Below are 20,483 nucleotides of genomic sequence, written 5' to 3'. Positions count from 1 at the left end.
TCCGGCCAGGCCGACCAGACACCGACCCAGGCCGCAAAGACAATCGGGGAGACGACCGCGCAGACAGACACGCCACCACCTCGTCCTGGGAGGAGATCATCCGTTAGGATGGCTTCACCCTAGCCGCCGAGGAACCGACGGACCTCCCGCTCGGCCGCCCTGACCACCCCTGACCACTAAGGAGAGCCAGGCTCGTGACCATCGCGCAACGGCTGGAGCGCCTGTTCGCACAGACCGCAGGCCCTCACGGTCGGCCTGTCACGCTGCAAGAGGTCGTGCACAGGATGGACCAGAGGGGGATCTCGACGATGTCCGTCAGCTACCTCCAGCAGCTGCGCACGGGTCAGGCGCGCAACCCTCGCCTACAGCACCTACGCGCCCTGGCTGACGCCTTTGACGTACCCGTGTCCTACTTTCTCGAGGGCGAGGGGGAGCCCGCCTCGGCCACCGAGCTGACTCCTGCGGAGCGCACGATCGCTCTGCGTGTCCACGGGCTGAGCGACTCCGCGCTGGCAAGCATCGGCGCGATCGTCGAGCTCGCCCGCAAGAGCGAGCGGCTCGACGACCCGCCGGAGGCAGGCAGGCACGGCAGCAGCAGCCGCACCCGGGACCGCACAGGCAGGTCACCCGCAAGCGCCCCGGACCCCGGGACACGCTAGGGCGCTGAGACACTGGTGGGAGCACTCGATGGACACTGGTGCAGCCGGAACGGCCCGGCCCCGCACAACGAGACACGAAGGACCCAATGTGGCGCGCAGCATCTACATCGCCTCACCTAACGCCGGGACCGGGAAGTCCACAGTGGCACTCGGCCTGGTCGCCTCCCTGACCAAGGTCGTCGCCAGGGTCGGGGTCTTCCGCCCCTTCGTCGAGAGCAGGGATGGTGACGCCTTCCTCGACGTGCTCCTGGCCCGTGCCGGCTCGACCGTGCCCGCCGCCCAGTGCGTGGGCACCACGTGGGAGGAGTTCCACGCCGACCCCGAGGAGTCCCTGTCCCAGATCGTGGCCGCCTACCGTGACGTCGCCCGCAGCCACGACGTCGTCATCATCGACGGCTCCGACTTCACCGACCTGGCAGGTAACCCCGAGCTCTCCCTCAACGCCCGCGTGGCCGCCAACCTCGGGGTGCCCGTCCTGCTGGTGGTCTCCGGCCACAACGGCCCTGAGGACGTCATGGGCAACGTGGAGGTCTCCGTCGCCGAGATCGCTGACAACCACGCCCGCACCGTGGCCGTCGTGGCCAACAAGTGCCTCCCTGACACGCGTCAGGCCGTGGCCACGGCCCTCAGGGAGCACTCCGGGCTGGTCTCCACCACGCTCCCGGAGGTGCCACTGCTGGCAGCCCCCTCGGTCCGCGAGGTCATGGAGTCGGTGGACGGCACCCTCATCTCCGGGGACCCGACGCTGCTGGCCCGTGAGGCTGAGTCCTTCCTCGTGTGCGCCATGGACGTCTCCCACGTCCTGGAGCGCCTGCGCGAGGGACAGCTGGCCATCGTACCCGCGGACCGCTCGGCGCTGGTCATCTCCTTGCTGGCCGCCCAGGCCTCCTCCAGCTTCCCCAAGCTCTCCGGCCTGGTCTTCAACGGGGGGTTTGACATCAACCCCCACGCGCTGCGCCTCCTGGAGGGCCTGGGCCTGCCCATCCCGGTCATGACCTCCCCCCTGGACACCTTTGCCGCCGCCTCAGTCACCAGCTCCCTGACCGGCCTGCTGGCTCACGGCTCGGACCGCAAGCTGGACGTGGCCGTGACCACCTTTGAGCAGGAGACCGACGTCGAGGCCCTCATGTCCGCCCTGGAGGTGGAGCCCTCCGACGTCGTCACCCCCGTCATGTTCCAGGCCGAGCTGGTGGAGCGCAGCCGGGCCGACCGCAGGATGATCGTCCTGCCCGAGCCCGACGACGACCGGGTGCTGCGCGCCGCGGACGCGATCCTGCGCCGCGGCATCGCTGACCTGACCCTCCTGGGCGAGGAGACCACGGTCCGCTCACGCGCCGCCGAGCTGGGGCTGGACATCACGGCGGCGCGCGTGGTCTCTACCAGCGATCCTGAGCGACTCGACACCTACGCCAGGGAGTTCGCCCGTCTACGCGCCAAGAAGGGGGTCACGCTGGAGCAGGCCCACGAGAAGATCCAGGACGTGTCCTATTTCGGGACGATGATGGTCCACCTGGGTGACGCCGACGGCATGGTCTCCGGAGCGGCCCACACCACCGCCCACACCATCGTCCCCTCCTTCCAGATCATCAAGACCAGACCTGGGACCTCCATCGTCTCCTCGGTCTTCCTCATGCTCCTCCAGGACCGGGTCCTCGTCTACGGGGACTGCGCGGTCAACCCGGACCCCACCGCCGAGCAGCTGGCTGACATCGCCGTCTCCTCCGCTGCCACGGCACGCCGGTTCGGGGTGGAGCCCCGGGTCGCGATGCTGTCCTTCTCCACCGGCACCTCCGGGCAGGGGGCGGACGTGGACAAGGTGCGCGAGGCCACCGAGCTGGTCCAGGCCAAGGCCCCCGACCTCGCCGTGGACGGCCCCATCCAGTACGACGCCGCCATCGACCCCACTGTCGCCGCCAAGAAGGCGCCGGACTCCCAGGTGGCAGGCCATGCCAACGTCTTTATCTTCCCCGACCTCTCCAGTGGCAACATTGGCTACAAGGCCGTGCAGCGCTCCAGCGGCGCCATCGCCATCGGCCCCGTCCTCCAGGGCCTCAACAAGCCGGTCAACGACCTGTCGCGTGGTGCCCTTGTGGAGGACATCATCAACACCGTGGCCATCACCGCCGTCCAGGCCCAGGGCTAGCGCCCAGAGGGCGGGCCGGGAGAGTCCGGGACGGTCGGCCTGCACCGACCAGGCACTGCGGCACCACCTCACCTGACGACAACCCACCGAGACCTGCCCTGCCCGCCACGCACACCGAAAGGCTCCTCGTGACCCAGCGGACCGTCCTCGTCATCAACTCCGGCTCCTCCTCCATCAAGTACCAGCTGGTGGACCCTGACTCGGGCAGCTCCCTGGCTTCCGGCCTGGTGGAGCGCATCGGGGAGGAGGCTGGTGCCATCGTCCACAAGGTGGCTGGCCAGCGCACCGAGCTCGACCAGCCTGTTCCCGACCACGGCACCGGGCTGGCCGAGGTGCTGCGCCTCTTCGAGGACAAGGGTCCCAGCCTGGCTGAGGCGCACGTCGTCGCCGTGGGGCACCGGGTGGTCCAAGGAGGGCGCCACTTCAGCGGCCCGGCCCTCATCGACGACGAGGTCGTCACCCTCATCACAGAGCTGGTGCCGCTGGGGCCGCTGCACAACCCCGCCCACCTCAAGGGTATTGAGGTCGCTCGCAGGCTGCTGGCGGACGTCCCCCACGTGGCGGTCTTCGACACCGCGTTCTTCCAGGACCTGCCTGAGGAGGCTGCCCGCTACGCCCTGGACCGGGAGGTCGCCGACCGCTACTCGATCCGCCGCTACGGCGCCCACGGCACCAGCCACCAGTACGTCTCCGAGCAGGTCTCCCGGCTCCTGGGACGTGAGGACCTGCGTCAGGTAGTCCTGCACCTGGGCAACGGGGCCTCAGCCTCGGCGGTGGTGGCGGGCCACGCCGTGGAGACCTCCATGGGGCTGACCCCCTTGGAGGGACTGGTCATGGGCGGGCGCACAGGTGACATTGACCCGGCGGCCGTGTTCCACCTGGCCCGGGTGGCCGGCATGACGGTCGACGAGATCGACAACCTGTTCAACCGGGGCTCCGGGATGAAGGGGCTGGCCGGAGACAACGACATGCGTGAGGTGTGGAGGCGTGTGGACGACGGGGAGCAGGAGGCCCGTGACGCCATGGACATCTACCTCCACCGGCTGACCAAGTACGTGGGGGCCTACACCGCCGTCATGGGCGGCCTGGACGCCCTGACCTTCACCGCCGGGATCGGGGAGAACGACGCCCGCCTGCGCCGCGAGCTGTGCGGGCGCCTGGGCTTCCTGGGCATCAGGCTCGACGACACCCTCAACGAGACCCGGTCCTCCCAGGCCCGCGTCGTCTCCGCACCGCAGTCACCCGTGACGGTGCTGGTCGTCCCCACCAACGAGGAGCTGGCCATCGCCCGCCAGGCCCTGACGCTTCTCTGAGCCCTGCTGTCCCTCCCCCTGGGCACTAGCCTGCACCACCTGCCCAGCGGCCTGGCTGGCTCCACCACCGCGCGTCCAGCCAGGACCTGCGGGCACCGCCCTGCCCTGCTGGTAGGCGGTGGCTGCGGCCCGCGCCCTGGTGTCCGCCGCCTCGTTCAGCATGTGGCCCACGTGCCCACGCACCCACTCAAAGCGTACGGACCGACCTGCCAGGGCCTGGTCCAGCTCCCGCATGAGGTCCACGTTGAGGACCGGCTTGCCGTCCGCCTTGCGCCACCCCCGCTTCTTCCAGCCGTGCCGCCACCGTGTCACTGAGTTGATGACGTACTGGGAGTCGCACAGGACCAGGAGGTCCTCGCCTGCCAGGCCCGCCGCCTGCGTCGCGCGCAGGAGCTCCAGCACGGCGGTCAGCTCCCCACGGTTGTTGGTCGCGGTCTGCCAGCCGCCTGCCGCCCAGCAGCCCTCGTCCACGTACCACGCCCAGCCTGCCGGACCGGGGTTACCCAGGGCGGAGCCGTCCGCCGCAGCAGTGATCGTCATGCGGGCCAGCCTACCTGCGCCCCGCGCCCGTCAGCCCGTCGCGACGTGTCACCAGAAGCCACCAAAGCGGACACCTTCCCAACCGTGGAACGCTATCCTGTGCGGTGAGCACCTGCTCGTTCCTTGACCCTGCCCCCTTACCCGAGACCCGAGGTACGCCGATGTCCTCCGCTCCACCTCTCGCAGCACTTCCCTCAACGCTGCCCGCCTCCACCACACTTATCGACGCAGCCTGGTATGACTACGTCCCTATTGTCATCTACTTTGCCTTCGTCATCGGTGTGGGCCTCATGGCCCGTGCCCAGGCCTCCACGGCAGACGGCTTCCTGACCTCAGGCCGGTCCCTGCCCGCCTGGGTCACCGGGATCGCCTTCGTGTCAGCCAACCTCGGCGCGGTGGAGATCATGGGGATGTCTGCCAACGGCGCCCAGTACGGGATGCCGACCTTCCACTACTTCTGGATCGGCGCCATCCCGGCCATGATCTTCCTGGGACTGGTCATGATGCCCTTCTACTACGGGTCCAAGGTCCGCTCGGTCCCGGAGTTCATGCTCAAGCGCTTCGGTGTCGAGGCGCACCTGGTCAACTCGCTGAGCTTTGCCCTGGCCCAGCTGCTCATCGCTGGCATCAACCTGTACCTGCTGGGCAACATCGTCAACTGGCTGCTGGGCTGGCCCCTGTGGTCGGCCCTGGTCATCGCCGCAGTCATCGTCTACGCCTACATCACGATGGGTGGCCTGTCAGCCGCGATCTACAACGAGGTCCTCCAGTTCTTCGTCATCGTCGCCGCCCTGCTGCCGCTGACCGTCATCGGCCTGCGCCGGGTCGGCGGCTGGCAGGGGCTGACCGAGCAGATCACCGCCGACGCCACGGCAGCAGGAACCGACCCCGCCCTGCAGCTGCACTCCTGGCCCGGAAACGCCATCTCGGGCTTTGACTCCGACATCCTCTCCGTGGTCGGCCTGGTCTTCGGCCTTGGCTTCGTCCTGTCCTTCGGCTACTGGACGACAAACTTCGTGGAGGTCCAGCGCGCCATGGCCTCCAACTCGATCTCAGCGGCCCAGTCCACCCCGATCATCGGGACCTTCGTGAAGATGCTCGTCCCCTTCCTGGTAATCGTGCCCGGGATGGTCGCCGGCGTCCTGGTCTCCGAGGTCCGCGACCTCAAGGCAGGAGCCAGCCAGGCCTACGACTACAACGACTCGATCCTGTACCTCATGCGCGACGTCCTGCCCAACGGGCTGCTCGGTCTGGCGATCACCGGCCTGCTCGCCTCCTTCATGGCGGGGATGGCCGCTAATGTCTCAGCCTTCAACACCGTGTGGGGGGTCGACCTCTACCAGCGCTACATCAAGAAGGACGGGGACGACGCCCACTACCTGGCAATGGGCAAGCTCTCGACGCTGGCCGCCGCTGTCATCGCGATCTTCACCGCGCTCATCGCGTCGAACTACTCCAACCTCATGGACTACCTCCAGACGTTGTTCTCCATGTTCAACGCCCCTCTCTTCGCCACCTTCATCATTGGCATGTTCTGGAAGCGCGCCACGCCAGCAGCAGGCTGGAGCGGACTCGTGGCCGGGACGCTGGCTGCCCTGGCCGTCAACGTCATGCTGTGGACCGACGTCCTGTCCATGCCGGGTCAGGGCGGGGCCTTCCTGGCGGCAGGTATCGCCTTCGTCGTCGATGTCGCGGTCACGATCGGGGTCTCCCTGACGACGCGTCCCAAGCCCGACTCCGAGCTCAAGGGATTCGTCTACGCGCTGACGCCACGGAGCGAACGCACCGACCCCCACCTGCACGAGCTGCCGTGGTACCGCAGGCCGGTCCCACTGGGCGTCCTGGCCGGCACCATGGTCATCCTGCTCAACAGCGTGTTCCACTGACACCCGCCGGCACTGTGCGACTGCTGCGCGGCCCACTGGCAGCCTACCGGTTCCAGCCCCCCACGCACCGTGTCCCAGTCCTGCTGAGCCAGCTCCTCCTACTCAACGTCCCGACACCGACATCGGAGTAACCTCATGAACAAGCGCTCACTGTCAGATATCCGCGCGGTCATCGCTGCGGCCCTGGGCCTCATCAGCATCTTTCTGCTGGTGTGCGCCGGGCTGGCCCACGAGCCCGCCGACCTCGCCCGTAGCGGAGGGGTCAACGCGAACCTGTGGGCGGGCCTGGCGCTGCTTGCTATCGCAGCAGGAATGGGGCTGTGGTGGTTTATCAGGCCGGCCCAGGCGCCGTCGCCCCAGAGCCAGGACCCGCAGGGCTAGTACCGGACGGCGACCCAGCCGTCCCAGCTCGTACGGCCTCACGCAGACGGCTCCTGGTCGCAGACCCAGAACGTCTTCACAGTGCACGCCAGCTGCCTAAACGCGTGCGCGTGACCGCCACTGTCCGGTAGGGTCAGGGCTTGCGGCAGTCATCGTGCTGCATACTCGTTGCATAGCGCGGCGCAAGGGTGAGCCTCTGGCACACCTGCCGTACAGACACCGTCATCTCAAAGGAGCTCCACATGGCCCAGGTCACCGCCACTATCGCTTCCAAGGTCGGTCTTCACGCCCGTCCCGCCGCCACCTTCGTCAAGGCTGTCGCTGAGAAGGGCGTTCCTGTCTCTATCGCCAAGGAGGGCGGGGCCGCCGTTGACGCCTCCTCTATTCTCGGTGTCATGACTCTGGGTGCCGGCTTCGGCGACGTGGTCACCCTCTCCTCCGACGCCGACGGCGCGCAGGCCGCGCTTGATGAGCTCAAGGCTCTCCTGGAGACTGACCTCGACGCCTGACAGGCGACAACGACATCACTGCCTGACGGGGTGTCCTCCCAGCCTGGGAGGACACCCCGTCGTCGTCCTCCCCATCCCTGCGGCGCCCTGTGTCGGCCACCCAGGTGCCTCCGTCGGCCGAAGCCGGTGTGAGATCCTGGAGCATGGCCACCTACGTCCTCGCCCCCGACTCCTTCAAGGAGTCCATGACCGCGCTTGAGGCTGCCGAGGCGATGGCAGCGGGAGTCCGCCAGGCCGACCCGAAGGCCACCTGCCTCCTGCGTCCCATGGCTGACGGCGGGGAGGGGTTCGCTCAGACGCTGGCCGCCGCCCTGGGAGCCAGGAGCGTGGAGGTGCCCGTGCACGACGCCCTCGGCGCACCCGTGCAGGGCGCTCTCTACCTTGCTGGCACGACCGCCCTGCTTGACGTGGCCACAGCTGTGGGTCTGGAGCAGGTTCCCCCGCGCCACCGAGACGTCATGGGCTCCAGCTCCCTCGGTGTGGGCGAGCTGGTCCTGGCAGCCCTGGACCGAGGAGCCCAGGAGATCATCGTCGGCCTGGGCGGCTCCGCCACGAACGACGCCGGAGCGGGCATGCTGGCGGCGCTGGGCGTGCGCTTCCTTGACGAGCAGGCCGCGCCACTGGCCCCTGTACCTGCTGAGCTGGTCAGGGCCACCGCAGTCGACACCAGCGGCCTGGACCCGAGGCTGGCAGGTGTGCAGGTCCATGCTGCCTGCGACGTCACCTCACCTCTGCTTGGCCCCCAGGGCGCGAGCGCGGTGTTTGGTCCCCAGAAGGGGGCCACCGGCAGCCAGGTGCGGGTCCTGGACGACCTGCTGTCCCGGCTGGCGGGCCTGTCCACCTCGTCTGAGGGTGTCAGCGGGACAGAGGTGGCGCAACGCCCCGGAGCCGGCGCCGCAGGTGGGCTGGGCTGGGCACTCATGACCTTCCTGTCTGCTCGGACGCGCCCGGGCGTGGACCTGGTCATGGAGGCTAGCGGGCTGGCTGAGGCAGTGAAGGGAGCCACCGCCGTCCTTACCGGTGAGGGCTCTGTGGACAGCCAGACACTGAGCGGCAAGACCGCAGCGGGTGTTGTCCGGGTGGCCGCAGCCGCCGGGGTGCCGGTGGTGGTCTTCGCCGGGCGGGTACAGGCGGACGCGGCCGCGCTCCTGGGGCAGGGCGTGCGTGACCTGGTGCAGATCACCCCGGAGGGCACAGCTATGGAGCAGGCGCTTGCCGAGGGGTCGCAGAACCTGCGCTCAGCCGTGACCCGGTGGGTCGCGGCTCAGGAGGCCTCGTAGGGAGCCAGGACCACCTCGACGCGCTGGAGCTCCTTGACGTCGGAGTAGCCGGTGGTGGCCAGGGTCCGGCGCAGGGCACCCATGATGTTGAGGGTCCCGTCGGCCTGGTCAGAGGGGCCGTTGAGGATCTCCGCCATGGTGCCCACAGTACCCACGTGGCTGCGGAAGCCGCGTGGCAGACGCTGGTGACGCGCCTCGGCGCCCCAGTGGTAGCCCTTGCCCGGGGCCTCCTGGGCACGAGCCAGGGCCGCACCGAGCATGACCGCGTCCGCCCCACAGGCGATAGCCTTGACGACGTCACCGGAGTTGCCCACCGACCCGTCAGCGATGACGTGGACGTAGCGGCCCCCGGACTCATCCAGGTAGTCGCGCCGGGCGCCGGCCACGTCGGCCACGGCAGTGGCCATGGGCATGTGCAGGCCCAGGACCTGTCGCACCGAGGAGGAGGCGCCACCGCCCTGCCCCACAAGCACGCCGGCGGCACCGGTACGCATGAGGTGGAGGGCGGCGGTGTAGGTGGTCACCCCGCCCACGACCACGGGCACGTCGAGCCCGTAGATGAAGCGCTTGAGGTTGAGCGGCTCCGCCGCCCCGGAGACGTGCTCCGCCGAGACCACCGAGCCGCGGATGACCAGCAGGTCCACGCCCGCCTCCACCACGGTGCGCCAGTGCCGCTGGGTCTGGGCGGGGCTGAGCCGCCCGGCGACGACGACGCCCGCCTGACGGACCTGGGCCAGGCGCTCGGTGATGAGGTCAGGATCCACCGGTACCTGGTAGACCTCCTGGAGCACCCGGGTGGCCTCCTCAGGAGCAGCGGCACGGATACGCTCCAGAGCCGGGGTCGGGTCCTCGTAGCGGGTCCACAGGCCCTCCAGGTCGAGCACCCCGATCCCGCCGAGCCGCCCTACCAGGATGGCGGTCTCCGGGCTCATGACCGAGTCCATGGGTGAGGCCATGACCGGCAGGTCCACGTGGTAGGCGTCGATCTGCCAGCCCACACGGACCTCGGAGGTGTCACGGGTGCGGCGGGCTGGAACCAGCGCGATGTCCTCAAAGGAGTAGGCGCGGCGGGCTCGCTTGGAGCGCCCGATCTCGATCTCAGAGCTCATGGACCGATCCTACGCAGCCGACGGGTCGGCGGTCACCGCCTCGCCCGGGAGGCTGGCCGACGCGCTGGACGGGAGACGGCGGGAGGGCGGCCCGGTCCGTGGCGGCGCTGCTGGGTGTGCCCCGCACGGCAGCACCCGGTTCTCGCTGGGATGCACCATCACCGTGACCCACTCTGGCGGGAGCTACGACTACCGCTACGACGTCAAGCTGGAGACTGTGCCCTTTATCCGAGTCGTAGGTGAGCACCTTAATGGACCACAGCGTGCCGCCAAGAGCGGTCGCTGGAACCAGCAGACTCTCATGTCGGCGACCGCCGGAAGTGGTGGTGTCGGGCTGGACGCCGCTGTCTCGACGGGTAAACGAGGTCCCAACCGACGCATCGCGCTGCGGGACGACCGGTCCGCGCTCAGCCAGCTCCCCGCAGTGCTCCCAGGCACCACCCGCGCAGACCGGGACATCCTCGACGCCCAGCGCGACGTGTCCGCCGCGCTGCGCAGCACCTTTCACTTTGATCCCGCACCAAGCCTGATGCGGGACTGGGTTCCCCTCCGGGAGACCCAGCTGCGTCGCACCGGCGAGAACCTGGCTCCCGTCCTCAGGCACCTTCAGGACCACACCCCTGACACATTCTCCCGGCTGGAGGAGCTGGCACGCCAGATTGCCGACTGCCCGATACGCGCCCTGAGCTTCAGCTCAACAGATACGGGAGACATCATGACTGCCGTCCAGGAGGACCACGGCAACGGCGAACCAGACGAGCCTGCCGCCCTGACAACGGCCCGCTCGATGAGCGACGGCCTGTTACGTTTCCTTGCGATCGCCACAGCCCTGTCCAGCCCGGCCAGCGGCCTGGATCTTGACTCCGTCACCACCACCTACACCAGCGACGTCCCCGCTCCCAGTGCTGGCGCCCTGCTGGCTGTGGAAGAGATCGAGAACGGCCTGCACCCCTCCAACGCCAGCAGGCTGCTCCACCTGGTCGAGGAGGCCACACAGCGTGGCCAGGTCAGCGCGCTGGTCACCACCCACTCCCCCGCACTGCTGGACGCGCTGGGCGGGGACCAGCTGCGCGACGTCCTGGTCTGCCACCACCAGAAGGTCACCCGCCTGACTGACCTGCCCGGGTACGCCCAGGCCATGAGTGCGGGCACGCTGGGGACAGTAGTGACCCGCGGTCTTCTTGACGAGGCCGCCCAGCCCGGCCCAGAACCGGACTACTCTGACTTCCTCGCACTTATCGGAGCAGACTGATGACGGTCTGGTTCATCGACACCTCGGTGCTGGTGCACCTTCTCCAGGTTCCTGGCCTGTCAAGGCGAGGCTCCCCGGACCAGGACAAGGCAGGGGAGGACTTCAAAGCGAGGCACGCTGCCGGAGACCAGTTCCTCCTACCCATCACCACCGTGATCGAGACGGGCAACCACATCTGCCAGCTCAAGGACGGCCAGCAGCGCAGGAAGGCGGCCCAGCTCTTCCACGACGTCCTGGACAAGGTCATCACCAGGCAGTCACCGTGGCTTCTCGACGAGGTGCAGTGGGACAACAACTTCCTTCGCTCACTTCTCAACGGTGCTGCCACAGACCAGCCGTGGGTGGAGCACGCCTGCCAGCAGTCGCTGGGAGGAGGCGATCTCAGCATCCTGGTGGAACGCGACCAGTACCGTGCCCGTACAGGCCTGCGTGACGTCCGGGTGTGGACACTGGACCGCCAGCTCAAGGCGTTCGCGTCATAACGTCACCAGCAACGGCGCGACAACAGGCAGCCCCCCAGCCACCCTGGCGCCGCCCCCAGTCCTCAGCGCCGCCGCTTCCTGCCGCTCTTCCTGGCGGCCTGGCGCCGCTGGGCGCGGTTGGCCGGCTGACCCCCAGCCTGGCCGCCCTGGCGGCCGGCGGGGACAGGGGCGGTGCCTCGGGCCGCGGCAGCCAGCTTGGCCCCCCGGGGCCTGCCCGGCACGCCCACCGACCCTGAGGCCGCAGCTGTCCCTGAGCGGGAGGAGACCTCACCGTCCTCACCGGGACCGGAGTAGCTGATCGCCTGGCTGGAGGCGCTCAGAGGTGCCCGGCCGGTGTCACCCAGGACCGTGCCCCGCCCAGCCCCTCCCACGCGGACACCCGACACGGAGGTCGCGTCAGCCCGGCCTGCGGCCGCCTGGGCCGCCTCCTGCGTCCCGTCAGCAGCGGCGCGCTCAGCAGCCTCGTCAAACCGGGCCACGTTGGCAAAGACCTGCTCCACGGTCTCCTCGCGGATCCCCTCCATCATCGCCTTGAACATGCGCGCGCCCTCGTTGGCGTACTCCACCAGGGGGTCGCGCTGAGCCATGGCGCGCAGCCCGATCCCTTCCTTGAGATAGTCCATCTCGTAGAGGTGCTCACGCCAGCGCTTGTCCACCACCGCCAGGAGGATCCGACGCTCCAGCGCGCGCATGGGCGCCTCACCCAGCTGCGCCTGGGCCACGGTGTTGGCAGCCAGCCGCGCCTCCGCCTCCTCATAGGCGACGGCCACGTCCTCGCTCATCTCCTCAATGAGCCTGTCCGCACTCAGCGCGTCGGGCCCGCCCAGGGCCTCGACCACCTCCTCCTTGCTCAGCCCCACAGGGTAGAGGTGGCCCAGGTCGTTCCACAACGAGTCAAGGTCCCACTGGTCAGGCCGCCCCTCGGCTGTCCGCGCGGAGACGATGTTGTCCACAGCCTGCTTCCGGAAGGCCTCCAGCTGAGGCTCCAAGTCCTCCCCGTCAAGGACGCGGCGTCGTTCGGAGTAGACCTTCTCACGCTGCTCGGTCATGACGTCGTCGTACTTCAGGACGTTCTTGCGGATCTCGTAGTTACGGGACTCCACCTGCCTCTGGGCGTTGGCGATACCACGGGTGACCATCTTCGACTCCAGAGGCACGTCGTCAGGGTAGGCACCCGAGGCCATGATGCGCTGGGCCAGCCCTGAGGCGAACATACGCATGAGGTCGTCCTCCATGGACAGGTAGAAGCGGGACTCCCCCGGGTCCCCCTGGCGCCCGGAGCGGCCTCGCAGCTGGTTGTCGATACGACGGGACTCGTGGCGCTCCGTCCCCAGCACGTACAGGCCACCCAGCCCCACGACCTCGTCGTGCTCCGCGGCACAAGCCTCCTTGGCTGAGGCCAGGGCCTGGGGCCAGGCCTTCTCGTAGGCCTCGGCGTCCTCCTCGGGGTCCAGGCCCGCCTCCTTCAGGGCGGTCACGGCAATGTGCTCGGCGTTGCCGCCCAGCATGATGTCCGTCCCGCGACCAGCCATGTTAGTGGCCACGGTCACCGCCCCCTTGCGTCCGGCCAGGGCCACGACCGCCGCCTCACGGGCGTGCTGCTTGGCGTTGAGCACCTCGTGGGGAATGCCGCGCCTGTCCAGCATCCCGGAGAGCAGCTCGGACTTCTCCACGCTGGTGGTCCCCACCAGAACCGGCTGACCTGCCTCGTGCCGCTCGGCGATGTCGTCCACGACCGCCGCCAGCTTGGAGGCCACGTTGGTGTAGACCAGGTCCGGCTGGTCCACGCGGATCATGGGCTTGTTGGTAGGGATCGGGACGACACCCATCTTGTAGGTGCCGGCGAACTCTGCCGCCTCGGTCTCCGCCGTACCGGTCATGCCCGAGCGCGACCCCTCAGGGTAGAGGCGGAAATAGTTCTGCAGGGTGATGGTGGCCAGGGTCTGGTTCTCCGCCTTGATCTCCACCTGCTCCTTGGCCTCAATAGCCTGGTGCATTCCCTCGTTGTAGCGCCGCCCCGGCAGCACGCGCCCGGTGTGCTCGTCGACAATGAGGACCTCACCGTCGCGCACGATGTAGTCCTTGTCCCGGGCAAAGAGCTCCTTGGCCTTGATGGCGTTGTTGAGGAAGCCGATCAGCGGGGTGTTCTCCGACTCGTAGAGGTTGTCGATCCCCAGGTAGTCCTCGACACGCTCGATACCGGAGGCCAGCACGCCCACGGTGCGCTTCTTCTCGTCGACCTCGTAGTCCTTGTCCACACGAAGGCGCTGCGCCAGGCGGGCGAACTCCTTGTACCACTTGTTGACGTCACCGCTGGCGGGACCGGAGATGATAAGCGGCGTACGCGCCTCGTCGATAAGGATCGAGTCCACCTCGTCAACGATGACGAAGGCGTGGCCACGCTGGACGAGGTCCTCGGGCCGCTGGGCCATGTTGTCACGCAGGTAGTCGAAGCCGAACTCGTTGTTGGTGCCGTAGGTGATGTCCATGGCGTACTGCCTACGACGCTCGGCGGGGGTCTGCCCCACCAGGATGCACCCCGTGGTCAGCCCCAGGAACCGGTGAACACGGCCCATGAGGTCGGACTGGTACTCCGCCAGGTAGTCGTTGACGGTCACCACGTGCACGCCCTTGCCGGTCAGCGCCCGCAGGTAGGAGGGCATAGTAGCCACCAGGGTCTTGCCCTCACCGGTCTTCATCTCAGCGATGTTGCCCAGGTGGAGAGCCGCTCCGCCCATGATCTGGACATGGTAGGGCCTCATCCCCAGGACGCGGTCCGCCGCCTCCACCACCACGGCGAAGGCCTCAGGCAGCAGGGCGTCCAGGGACTCGCCGTCCTCATAGCGCCCCCGGAGCTCGTCGGTGGTCTCGCGCAGCTCGGTGTCACTGAACTCCGCGAAGGCGTCAGCCAGGGCCTCGACCTGGGTCGCAATCGTGTTCAGCCTCTTGAGGGTGCGCCCCTCACCGATGCGAAGGATCCGGTCGACGATCGACACGCTGCTTACTCCCTCTCCCGTGGGTTCCGTCATGACCGTGCGCCACGGCGAGCCTGCTGACAAGCCTGACCAGGCCTGGCGCGGACAGTCCTGCTCACCCTTACTGTAGTGGACCTGCCACCGTGCCCACGGCGACCCGGGCAGGGAGATTCCTCCCACCCTCCCTCCCCTTCTCCTCCGTCCACTAGCTTGTCCGCTGGTTTCCAGCCAGCCCCCTGGCGCCCGCCAGGGCACCGGGGTCTCCCGGTCGGCAGCACGGAGCCTCCGCCGCCCCCACAGTCCCACCCTGGCACCGCGTCGTGCCAGGGTGGCGACCACAGGACCGGCTTGTGCCAGCACCTTCTACCGCCCTGTGGACACACCGACGCCTACCACGTGCGCAGCAGGCACGACGGTGCATCGTAGGCCTGTGACCGCTACGACCGCCGATCCCGTCCCCGCCCCGCCCGGACGCCCCCGCAGCCTGGCGACACCGTGCGCGCTGTCGCCAGGACGGCGGGCAGCAGCACTCACCCGGCTCACGCGGTGGGTGCGCACAGGCCTGGACCTGGGCCTGCCGACAACCTGTGCCGGGTGCGGACGCTGGGAGACCAGGCTGTGCCAGCAGTGCCACGACCTGCTCACGGCCGAGCCCACCCAGGTCAACCACGCCGACGCCGCAGGCGACCTCACGGTCATGACCGCCTGCCGCTACACCGGCCCCGTCCGCTCACTGGTCCTGGGGTGGAAGAGCGGGTCACGCGAGGACCTTGACGACCACATGGGCGAGGTCGGGTACCGGCTGGGACAGACCTGGGCCTCCTCCCGCCCCTGCGCGTCCCCGGCTGGAGCAGCCTCCTCGCCCCTGCTGGTCGTGCCTGCCCCTTCCGGGGCGCGGCGCAGGCTTCGCGGCAGACTCGTGGCTGCGGTGCTCGCCGACCACGTGGCACTCGGTGTCACGGCCCGGCTGGCGCAGGAGCGCCGGCCCCGGGCCGTCCTCAGCGCCGACGTGCTGCGTCGTCGACGGGCGCCGGCATCCCGCCAGGCGGGACTGTCCTCACGGCAGCGCCGGGCCAACCGCGCCACACCACCTCGTCTCCTGGCGGACGTCCAGGGACTGCCCGTCCTCCTGGTCGACGACGTCGTCACCACCGGGGCCACGCTGGGCGCGTGCGCAGCAGCACTGCAGGAGGCCGGAGCCCACGTCCTTGGTGCCGTCACGCTGGCTGCGGCACAGCGGCCCGAGCGGGGCCCGACCAGGGTTCCGGGAGCCCCACCAGGCTGTCCGCCGCAGGCGATCAGCCGCCACCCAGCACACCCAAATACGGCATGACCTGCCGAAATAGTGTAGATTTGTGGCACAGAGCACAAGCACTGGTCGTGTGCGCACGACACGGCCAGCGGACGGCCAGGAGGTGATGACGCCGTTTCACAGCCCGCCGCCAACCGACGGCAGGCACATCCGCCCACGGCCCACCAGGGCCACAGACCTGAGCCCCAGAAAGAGGTTCTACCTATGGACATCACCGTCGTCGGTCGCAACGCCGAGATCAGCCCTCGGCTCCGTGGCTACGTCGAGGACAAGGTCGTCAAGGCCGAGCAGTACGACCCCCGTGTCCAGCGCGTCGAGGTCGAGGTGACCCACGAGCGCAACCCACGCCAGGCCGACACCGCCGAGCGCGTCGAGATCACCGTCATCTCCAAGGGCCCTGTCATCCGGGCCGAGGCCTCCTCCTCCGACCGGTTTGCCGCCTTCGACATCGCCATGGGCAAGCTCACCGAGCGCCTGCGCCGTGCCCGGGACCGCAAGAAGGACCACCGTCGCTACCCGGTCTCCGCTGCCCTGCAGGAGCCAGAGGCTCCCCACACTCTGACGGACGAGGCTCCCGACACCGACGACGCCCCCATTGAGGACTCCCCCTCCGCCCCGACCGAGCACGGCGTGGCCGTCGAGTCCCAGCTGGGGGACTCACCAGTCATCGTGCGCCAGAAGCTGCACGAGGCCCGTGAGATGAGCGTGGACGAGGCGCTCTACCAGATGGAGCTGGTGGGCCACCCCTTCTACCTCTTCGTCGAGTCCTCCAGCAAGCAGCCCTGCGCCGTCTACCACCGGCACGGCTGGACCTACGGGGTCATCCGCCTGGACGCCCGCGTCCAGCAGACAGGCTGAGGCACCTGCACGCTGGTGCCGAGACGGCCTGGCCGGACTGACGGCCTGGCTGCCCGGTGCAACCGGGAGGCCAGGCCGACGGTCCGGCCTCCTCGCCAGCACGCCCTGCGGCACAGCCACCCTGTAGCGGCGCACGACGGGCACACAACGGTCAGGGCAGCGCGTAGGCCAGGTCTGTCACCTCCTCCGTGAGCACACGCCAGGTCGCGCCGCGCCTCTGCCAGGTCTGCCCCCTGTCGTCAGCAAGTAGAACCGTCTCCTCGGAGCGGTCAGCGATGACCGACACGACGCCGCTGACGCCGACCATCGTCGTCACCGAGCCTCCGACCTGGGCCAGCCGGACCTGCGGGACACCCCCCTCCTCATCGGCCGCGACCAGGAAGCTGACAGCAGTGGGAGAGCACCAGGCCATTCCTGAGCTCGCGCCTCCCCCGGCAGGGGGAAGCTCAAGAGGGTCTCCCAGACCCACCGGAGTGCCGCTGTCATCGCGGAGGACAGCCGCCAGCACCACCGTTGCGTCCGAGCGGCGCAGGGCGAGGCGCTCCGACTCCACGGACAGGTCGAAGGCGACCAGCTCCTGCCCATGGACCCAGGAGTCCTCCAGCGCTGCGCGCTGCCCCTCGGCGTCAACTGCGGTCAGGTGCCCCTCAGCAAGCAGCCAGACCCAGCCGTGCCGGTCAGCCACCGGCGCGCCAAGCCCCCCGGCCCCCGCTGAGGGGTCCCCCACGGAGAGGATCACACTGGCCGTGCTCCGACCTCGCGGCAGGCACAGCAGGCTGGAGTCAGACAGTGCATAGACGTTTCCGTCGGCACCCAGGCTAGGCCACCGGGCGTCATCCACCCCCAGTGCCTGGGCGGTAGCCAGGGTGGAGCGGGTCGTCCCGGTCCCCCTGACCACAGCCCCGCCGGACATGCCGACGACACCGCCCACGTCGGGCACCAGCGCAGGCAGGTCCTGCGCCTCCCCGAGACTGGTGGTACCCGCCAGCACCTGGACCTCGCTGATCTCGCCGACAGCAGTCAGCGTCTGCTCGACCTGGGCTACCAGGAGCCTGCGGCCCTGCGACGACCCCGGGTCGGACTCCGCTGTCAGGTGGACAGTGGCAACCTGGTCCTCGACGCTGACCCCCTCGTCCGTCAGGCCCGCGCTGCGGGGGACCAGGGTCGTGGTGGCGGAGGCGAGCCACGGCGAGGGCCCACCGATAAGACCCTCCACCAGCGAGCGGGCCAGGCTCGTGCGAGGGAACCAGCGCAGCTCAGGGACAAAACGGCTGCGGTCCCCGGACAGGAAGCACAGGCTGTGGGAGGCGAAGTGCTGGGTCAGACGGCCGTAGGGCAGGAGGATCCCGTCAGGCAGCTGGACGATACGCCACTGCCCCGTCGAGTTCTTCGCCAGGGAGTAGGCGCCCTCGTAGAGGGCGCCCTGCTGCGCCGGAGTCATGACACCGTTGGAGCCGAGACGGCCGTAGCTGCCAGCAGTCACCGTCACTGAGCCGTCACTGGCGACAGTGATCTGGCGTTCGGTGGAGCCTGAGTAGATCTCGACGACCTCCAAGGGCCTCCACTGCTCTGCCGCTGCATGGGACAGGAACTCGCGCGCCGTGTCGAAGTCGTCAGAGAAGCCGGCAACGGCAGCGCGGAGGAAGCCGCGGACGATCTCCTCCGGGGTGGCGTCCTGGGCCGGCCCGGGAGCACTCTGGATCAGGGTGCTGGAGTCCCGGGCGGCGACGTCGGACTCGTGGACCTCCCCGGAGGTGGGCAGCGCGGTGCACGAGCCCAGCAGCGCCGCTGCGGCAGAGACTGCAGAGACACTGCCAAGCTGAAGCAGCTGGCGTCGTGCAGGCCTCCGGTCCGAGACTGCACCCATCAGCGCCCCGTCCCCTCAGCGGCCTCGTCGGGGGTCGGCTGCGAGGCCTCCTCCCCGGGAAGGACGACCACCACGCGTCCGGTGGCGCCAGGGTCAGAGGCAGCAGGAACCTCCCCCGCCAGCGGGATGTCACCCAGGACGACGACCGGGCGTGTACGCCTGGTCGCGGGCGCGGGCCCCAGGGGCGAGACCAGGGAGGTGGTTCCGGCGTCAGCAGAGGCGTCCGTCGAGCCCGCCCGGGAGACCTGCGGGGCGTCGTCAGGGACCAGGTCCAGAGGACCGCTGCCGCTGAGCCTGCCGGGCCCACCGTCCTCCCCCTGGTGACGGGGCAGCACCAGCAGGAAGGACGAGCCGTCGGCGGGCCAGCCCCAGGCTGACAGGCGTCCCCCGTGGAGGATCGCGTCCTCCATGGAGATAGACAGGCCCAGCCCAGTCCCGCCCAGGCTGCGTTGCCGCGAGGGGTCGGCACGATAGAAGCGGTCAAACACCTTGGCCACCACGTCCGGGCTCATCCCGATTCCGTGGTCACGGACCCGGACAGCGACAGCCTCGTCATCCACCGCCAGAGTCAGGTCTAAGGGCTTACCCTCACCGTGCTCCAGGGCGTTGACCACAAGGTTGCGGATTATGCGCTCCACGCGTGTTACGTCAACCTCAGCCGTGGCAGCCTCCTGAGGCAGATGGAGCCGCAGCTCAGTGCCAGTGGCGTCAAAGTGGAACCTTGTCGTCTCCACGACCGAGTCAATCACCTGGGCCAGGTCTACCTCCTCAAGGCGTAGTTTGACGTTGCCGGAGTCGATACGAGAAATGTCCAGCAAGTCTGTCAGCATCTTCTCGAAGCGCTCCACAGACTGCGACAGCACCTCCACACTGCGCAGCACGAACGGGTCGGAGATCTCCGTGCGGGCGTCCTCAATCTGCTCGGTGGCCAGACGGATCGAGGCCAGAGGTGTGCGCAGCTCGTGAGAGACGTCGGAGACGAAGAGCCGCTGGACCTTGGACAGAGCCTCTAGGCGCTCGATCTGGTCCTCCAGAGAGGTCGCCATGTGGTTGAAGGACCGGGCGAGGGTGGCGATCTCGTCCTCCCCCTGGACGTTGAGACGCTCGCTGAGCTCCCCCGAGGCCAGGCGCTCGGCCGCGCGGGCAGTGTGGCGCACCGGGCTGATGACCCAGCGGGTAATGGCCCACACCACCAGGATGAGCATGACCAGGAACCCCAGGCCGCCGATCGTGATGTTCCTTGAGGCCAGCGAGATCACCCGCTGCTCTCCCGCCAGGCTGTAGACCAGGTACAGGTCGTAGTCGCCAGCCAGGGGCAGGCTCACCCGCGTCCCCACGATGATCCCCGGGTCCGTGCCTCCCTGGTTGTCGGGGACGGCTACCGACTGCCAGTACTGGGCGCTCACACCACCCTCCTCCACCGCCGCCTCCATCTGGGGAGACACCAGTGAGGCGAGCCGGGTGTCAGTCTCCAGGTCGTTGATGACCGTGGGCGAGGTCTCAGCCGCACTGCGCCTCATGATGACGCCGACACCACCGGAGGCGGCAAAGGAGTCGTTGACGTCATTGACCTGCTCCTCCGCTGCCGCCGAGACCTCGTCGACGGTCACGGCGGTGGCAGAGTCGAACTCGACCTGGGCGGCCAGAGCCCGCTGCCCAGCGTCAGCCAGGATCGTGCTGCGCTGGTCCTCGAACACCTCCGAGCGGATCCTGTCAGTCACGAACGACAGCAGCAGGATAATCAGGAGGAGGCCGATGAGGCTGGCGGCGAAGACCATCCGCAGCTCCAGGCTGCGACGAAGAAAGCCTGGCAGAGGTACAGTGCGGTTCGTCCGTTCCTGGATGTCGTCAGCCTGGGGACGGGCAGGGTTCATAACAGGGGCGGTTCACGACATGAGGTGTGTCCAGGCACGGTCC

At 68.8% G+C, this 20,483-nt stretch carries 16 protein-coding genes; 11 read left to right on the top strand and 5 right to left on the bottom strand.

Going from position 1 to position 20,483, the window contains the following annotated elements; genetic code table 11:
* Window positions 1–194: 194 nt before the first annotated feature.
* From CWS50_RS02755 to CWS50_RS02745, 3 genes are all read left to right on the top strand, one after another.
* Window positions 195–659, top strand: a complete 465-nt coding sequence (locus CWS50_RS02755; protein ID WP_127841570.1) for a helix-turn-helix domain-containing protein — start codon at window positions 195–197, stop codon at window positions 657–659.
* Window positions 660–747: 88 nt separating this feature from the next.
* A complete protein-coding gene (gene pta, locus CWS50_RS02750) occupies window positions 748–2,802 on the top strand; it encodes a phosphate acetyltransferase (RefSeq protein WP_127841569.1) in 2,055 nt (684 codons plus the stop codon).
* 128 nt (window positions 2,803–2,930) lie between these two features.
* Window positions 2,931–4,115: an acetate/propionate family kinase gene (locus CWS50_RS02745; RefSeq protein WP_127841568.1), complete on the top strand. Its 1,185-nt coding sequence runs from the start codon at window positions 2,931–2,933 to the stop codon at window positions 4,113–4,115.
* Here the strand turns inward: CWS50_RS02745 and CWS50_RS02740 are convergent.
* Entirely contained in the window at window positions 4,041–4,655 is a 615-nt protein-coding gene (locus tag CWS50_RS02740; RefSeq protein WP_127841567.1) for a ribonuclease H family protein, read from the bottom strand. The two genes, CWS50_RS02745 and CWS50_RS02740, sit on opposite strands and share 75 nt — an antisense overlap.
* 161 nt (window positions 4,656–4,816) lie before the next feature.
* Here CWS50_RS02740 and CWS50_RS02735 point away from each other — a divergent pair, with 161 nt between their 5' ends.
* The 4 genes from CWS50_RS02735 (at window position 4,817) to CWS50_RS02720 (ending at window position 8,711) form a co-directional block, all read left to right on the top strand.
* On the top strand, window positions 4,817–6,541 hold the full coding sequence (locus CWS50_RS02735) for a sodium:solute symporter family protein (protein ID WP_127841566.1): 1,725 nt from the start codon (window positions 4,817–4,819) through the stop codon (window positions 6,539–6,541).
* Between the two features lie 135 nt (window positions 6,542–6,676).
* Window positions 6,677–6,922 (top strand): hypothetical protein, encoded by a 246-nt coding sequence (locus tag CWS50_RS02730; protein WP_127841565.1) that lies wholly within the window; start codon window positions 6,677–6,679, stop codon window positions 6,920–6,922.
* 242 nt (window positions 6,923–7,164) lie between these two features.
* Window positions 7,165–7,431 (top strand): HPr family phosphocarrier protein, encoded by a 267-nt coding sequence (locus tag CWS50_RS02725; RefSeq protein ID WP_119836569.1) that lies wholly within the window; start codon window positions 7,165–7,167, stop codon window positions 7,429–7,431.
* Window positions 7,432–7,574: 143 nt separating this feature from the next.
* On the top strand, window positions 7,575–8,711 hold the full coding sequence (locus CWS50_RS02720; RefSeq protein ID WP_127841564.1) for a glycerate kinase: 1,137 nt from the start codon (window positions 7,575–7,577) through the stop codon (window positions 8,709–8,711).
* Here CWS50_RS02720 and CWS50_RS02715 read toward each other — a convergent pair.
* Window positions 8,696–9,820, bottom strand: a complete 1,125-nt coding sequence (locus tag CWS50_RS02715) for a GuaB3 family IMP dehydrogenase-related protein (protein WP_127841563.1) — start codon at window positions 9,818–9,820, stop codon at window positions 8,696–8,698. The two genes, CWS50_RS02720 and CWS50_RS02715, sit on opposite strands and share 16 nt — an antisense overlap.
* Between CWS50_RS02715 and CWS50_RS02710 the strand changes: the two genes are divergently transcribed.
* Both CWS50_RS02710 and CWS50_RS02705 read left to right on the top strand, forming a co-directional pair.
* Entirely contained in the window at window positions 9,819–11,072 is a 1,254-nt protein-coding gene (locus tag CWS50_RS02710; RefSeq protein WP_127841562.1) for an AAA family ATPase, read from the top strand. The genes CWS50_RS02715 and CWS50_RS02710 overlap by 2 nt on opposite strands.
* Entirely contained in the window at window positions 11,072–11,554 is a 483-nt protein-coding gene (locus CWS50_RS02705; RefSeq protein WP_127841561.1) for a hypothetical protein, read from the top strand. The genes CWS50_RS02710 and CWS50_RS02705 overlap by 1 nt, the downstream gene beginning before the upstream one ends.
* Before the next feature lie 62 nt (window positions 11,555–11,616).
* Here CWS50_RS02705 and secA read toward each other — a convergent pair whose 3' ends face one another.
* Entirely contained in the window at window positions 11,617–14,550 is a 2,934-nt protein-coding gene (secA, locus tag CWS50_RS02700) for a preprotein translocase subunit SecA (RefSeq protein ID WP_127841560.1), read from the bottom strand.
* Window positions 14,551–14,959: 409 nt separating this feature from the next.
* Between secA and CWS50_RS02695 the strand changes: the two genes are divergently transcribed.
* Window positions 14,960–15,862: a ComF family protein gene (locus CWS50_RS02695; protein WP_243118428.1), complete on the top strand. Its 903-nt coding sequence runs from the start codon at window positions 14,960–14,962 to the stop codon at window positions 15,860–15,862.
* Between the two features lie 183 nt (window positions 15,863–16,045).
* Window positions 16,046–16,699, top strand: a complete 654-nt coding sequence (gene hpf / locus CWS50_RS02690; protein WP_127841559.1) for a ribosome hibernation-promoting factor, HPF/YfiA family — start codon at window positions 16,046–16,048, stop codon at window positions 16,697–16,699.
* A 151-nt stretch (window positions 16,700–16,850) separates the two neighbouring features.
* On the opposite strand, the gene CWS50_RS02685 is transcribed toward hpf, so the two are convergent.
* Together CWS50_RS02685 and mtrB are read right to left on the bottom strand one after the other, a co-directional pair.
* Entirely contained in the window at window positions 16,851–18,566 is a 1,716-nt protein-coding gene (locus CWS50_RS02685; RefSeq protein ID WP_127841558.1) for an LpqB family beta-propeller domain-containing protein, read from the bottom strand.
* Window positions 18,566–20,440, bottom strand: coding sequence for an MtrAB system histidine kinase MtrB (gene mtrB, locus CWS50_RS02680; RefSeq protein WP_243118427.1), 1,875 nt, complete (start codon window positions 20,438–20,440; stop codon window positions 18,566–18,568). Before mtrB ends, CWS50_RS02685 begins: the two co-directional genes overlap by 1 nt.
* Window positions 20,441–20,483: the final 43 nt, after the last annotated feature.

The organism is Actinomyces wuliandei, from assembly GCF_004010955.1.
Classification (GTDB): domain Bacteria; phylum Actinomycetota; class Actinomycetes; order Actinomycetales; family Actinomycetaceae; genus Actinomyces; species Actinomyces wuliandei.
The sequence above is the reverse complement of the archived record's forward strand: the minus strand, read 5'-3'. Positions and strand labels throughout refer to the sequence as shown.

Coding starts and splice junctions, on each gene's coding strand:
- CWS50_RS02730 (WP_127841565.1), top strand. CDS start 6,677: ATGAACAAGCGCTCACTGTCAGATATCCGCGCGGTCATCGCTGCGGCC.
- mtrB (WP_243118427.1), bottom strand. CDS start 20,440: ATGAACCCTGCCCGTCCCCAGGCTGACGACATCCAGGAACGGACGAAC.
- CWS50_RS02710 (WP_127841562.1), top strand. CDS start 9,819: ATGGACCGATCCTACGCAGCCGACGGGTCGGCGGTCACCGCCTCGCCC.
- hpf (WP_127841559.1), top strand. CDS start 16,046: ATGGACATCACCGTCGTCGGTCGCAACGCCGAGATCAGCCCTCGGCTC.
- CWS50_RS02725 (WP_119836569.1), top strand. CDS start 7,165: ATGGCCCAGGTCACCGCCACTATCGCTTCCAAGGTCGGTCTTCACGCC.
- CWS50_RS02685 (WP_127841558.1), bottom strand. CDS start 18,566: ATGGGTGCAGTCTCGGACCGGAGGCCTGCACGACGCCAGCTGCTTCAG.
- CWS50_RS02715 (WP_127841563.1), bottom strand. CDS start 9,820: ATGAGCTCTGAGATCGAGATCGGGCGCTCCAAGCGAGCCCGCCGCGCC.
- CWS50_RS02720 (WP_127841564.1), top strand. CDS start 7,575: ATGGCCACCTACGTCCTCGCCCCCGACTCCTTCAAGGAGTCCATGACC.
- CWS50_RS02735 (WP_127841566.1), top strand. CDS start 4,817: ATGTCCTCCGCTCCACCTCTCGCAGCACTTCCCTCAACGCTGCCCGCC.
- CWS50_RS02740 (WP_127841567.1), bottom strand. CDS start 4,655: ATGACGATCACTGCTGCGGCGGACGGCTCCGCCCTGGGTAACCCCGGT.
- CWS50_RS02705 (WP_127841561.1), top strand. CDS start 11,072: ATGACGGTCTGGTTCATCGACACCTCGGTGCTGGTGCACCTTCTCCAG.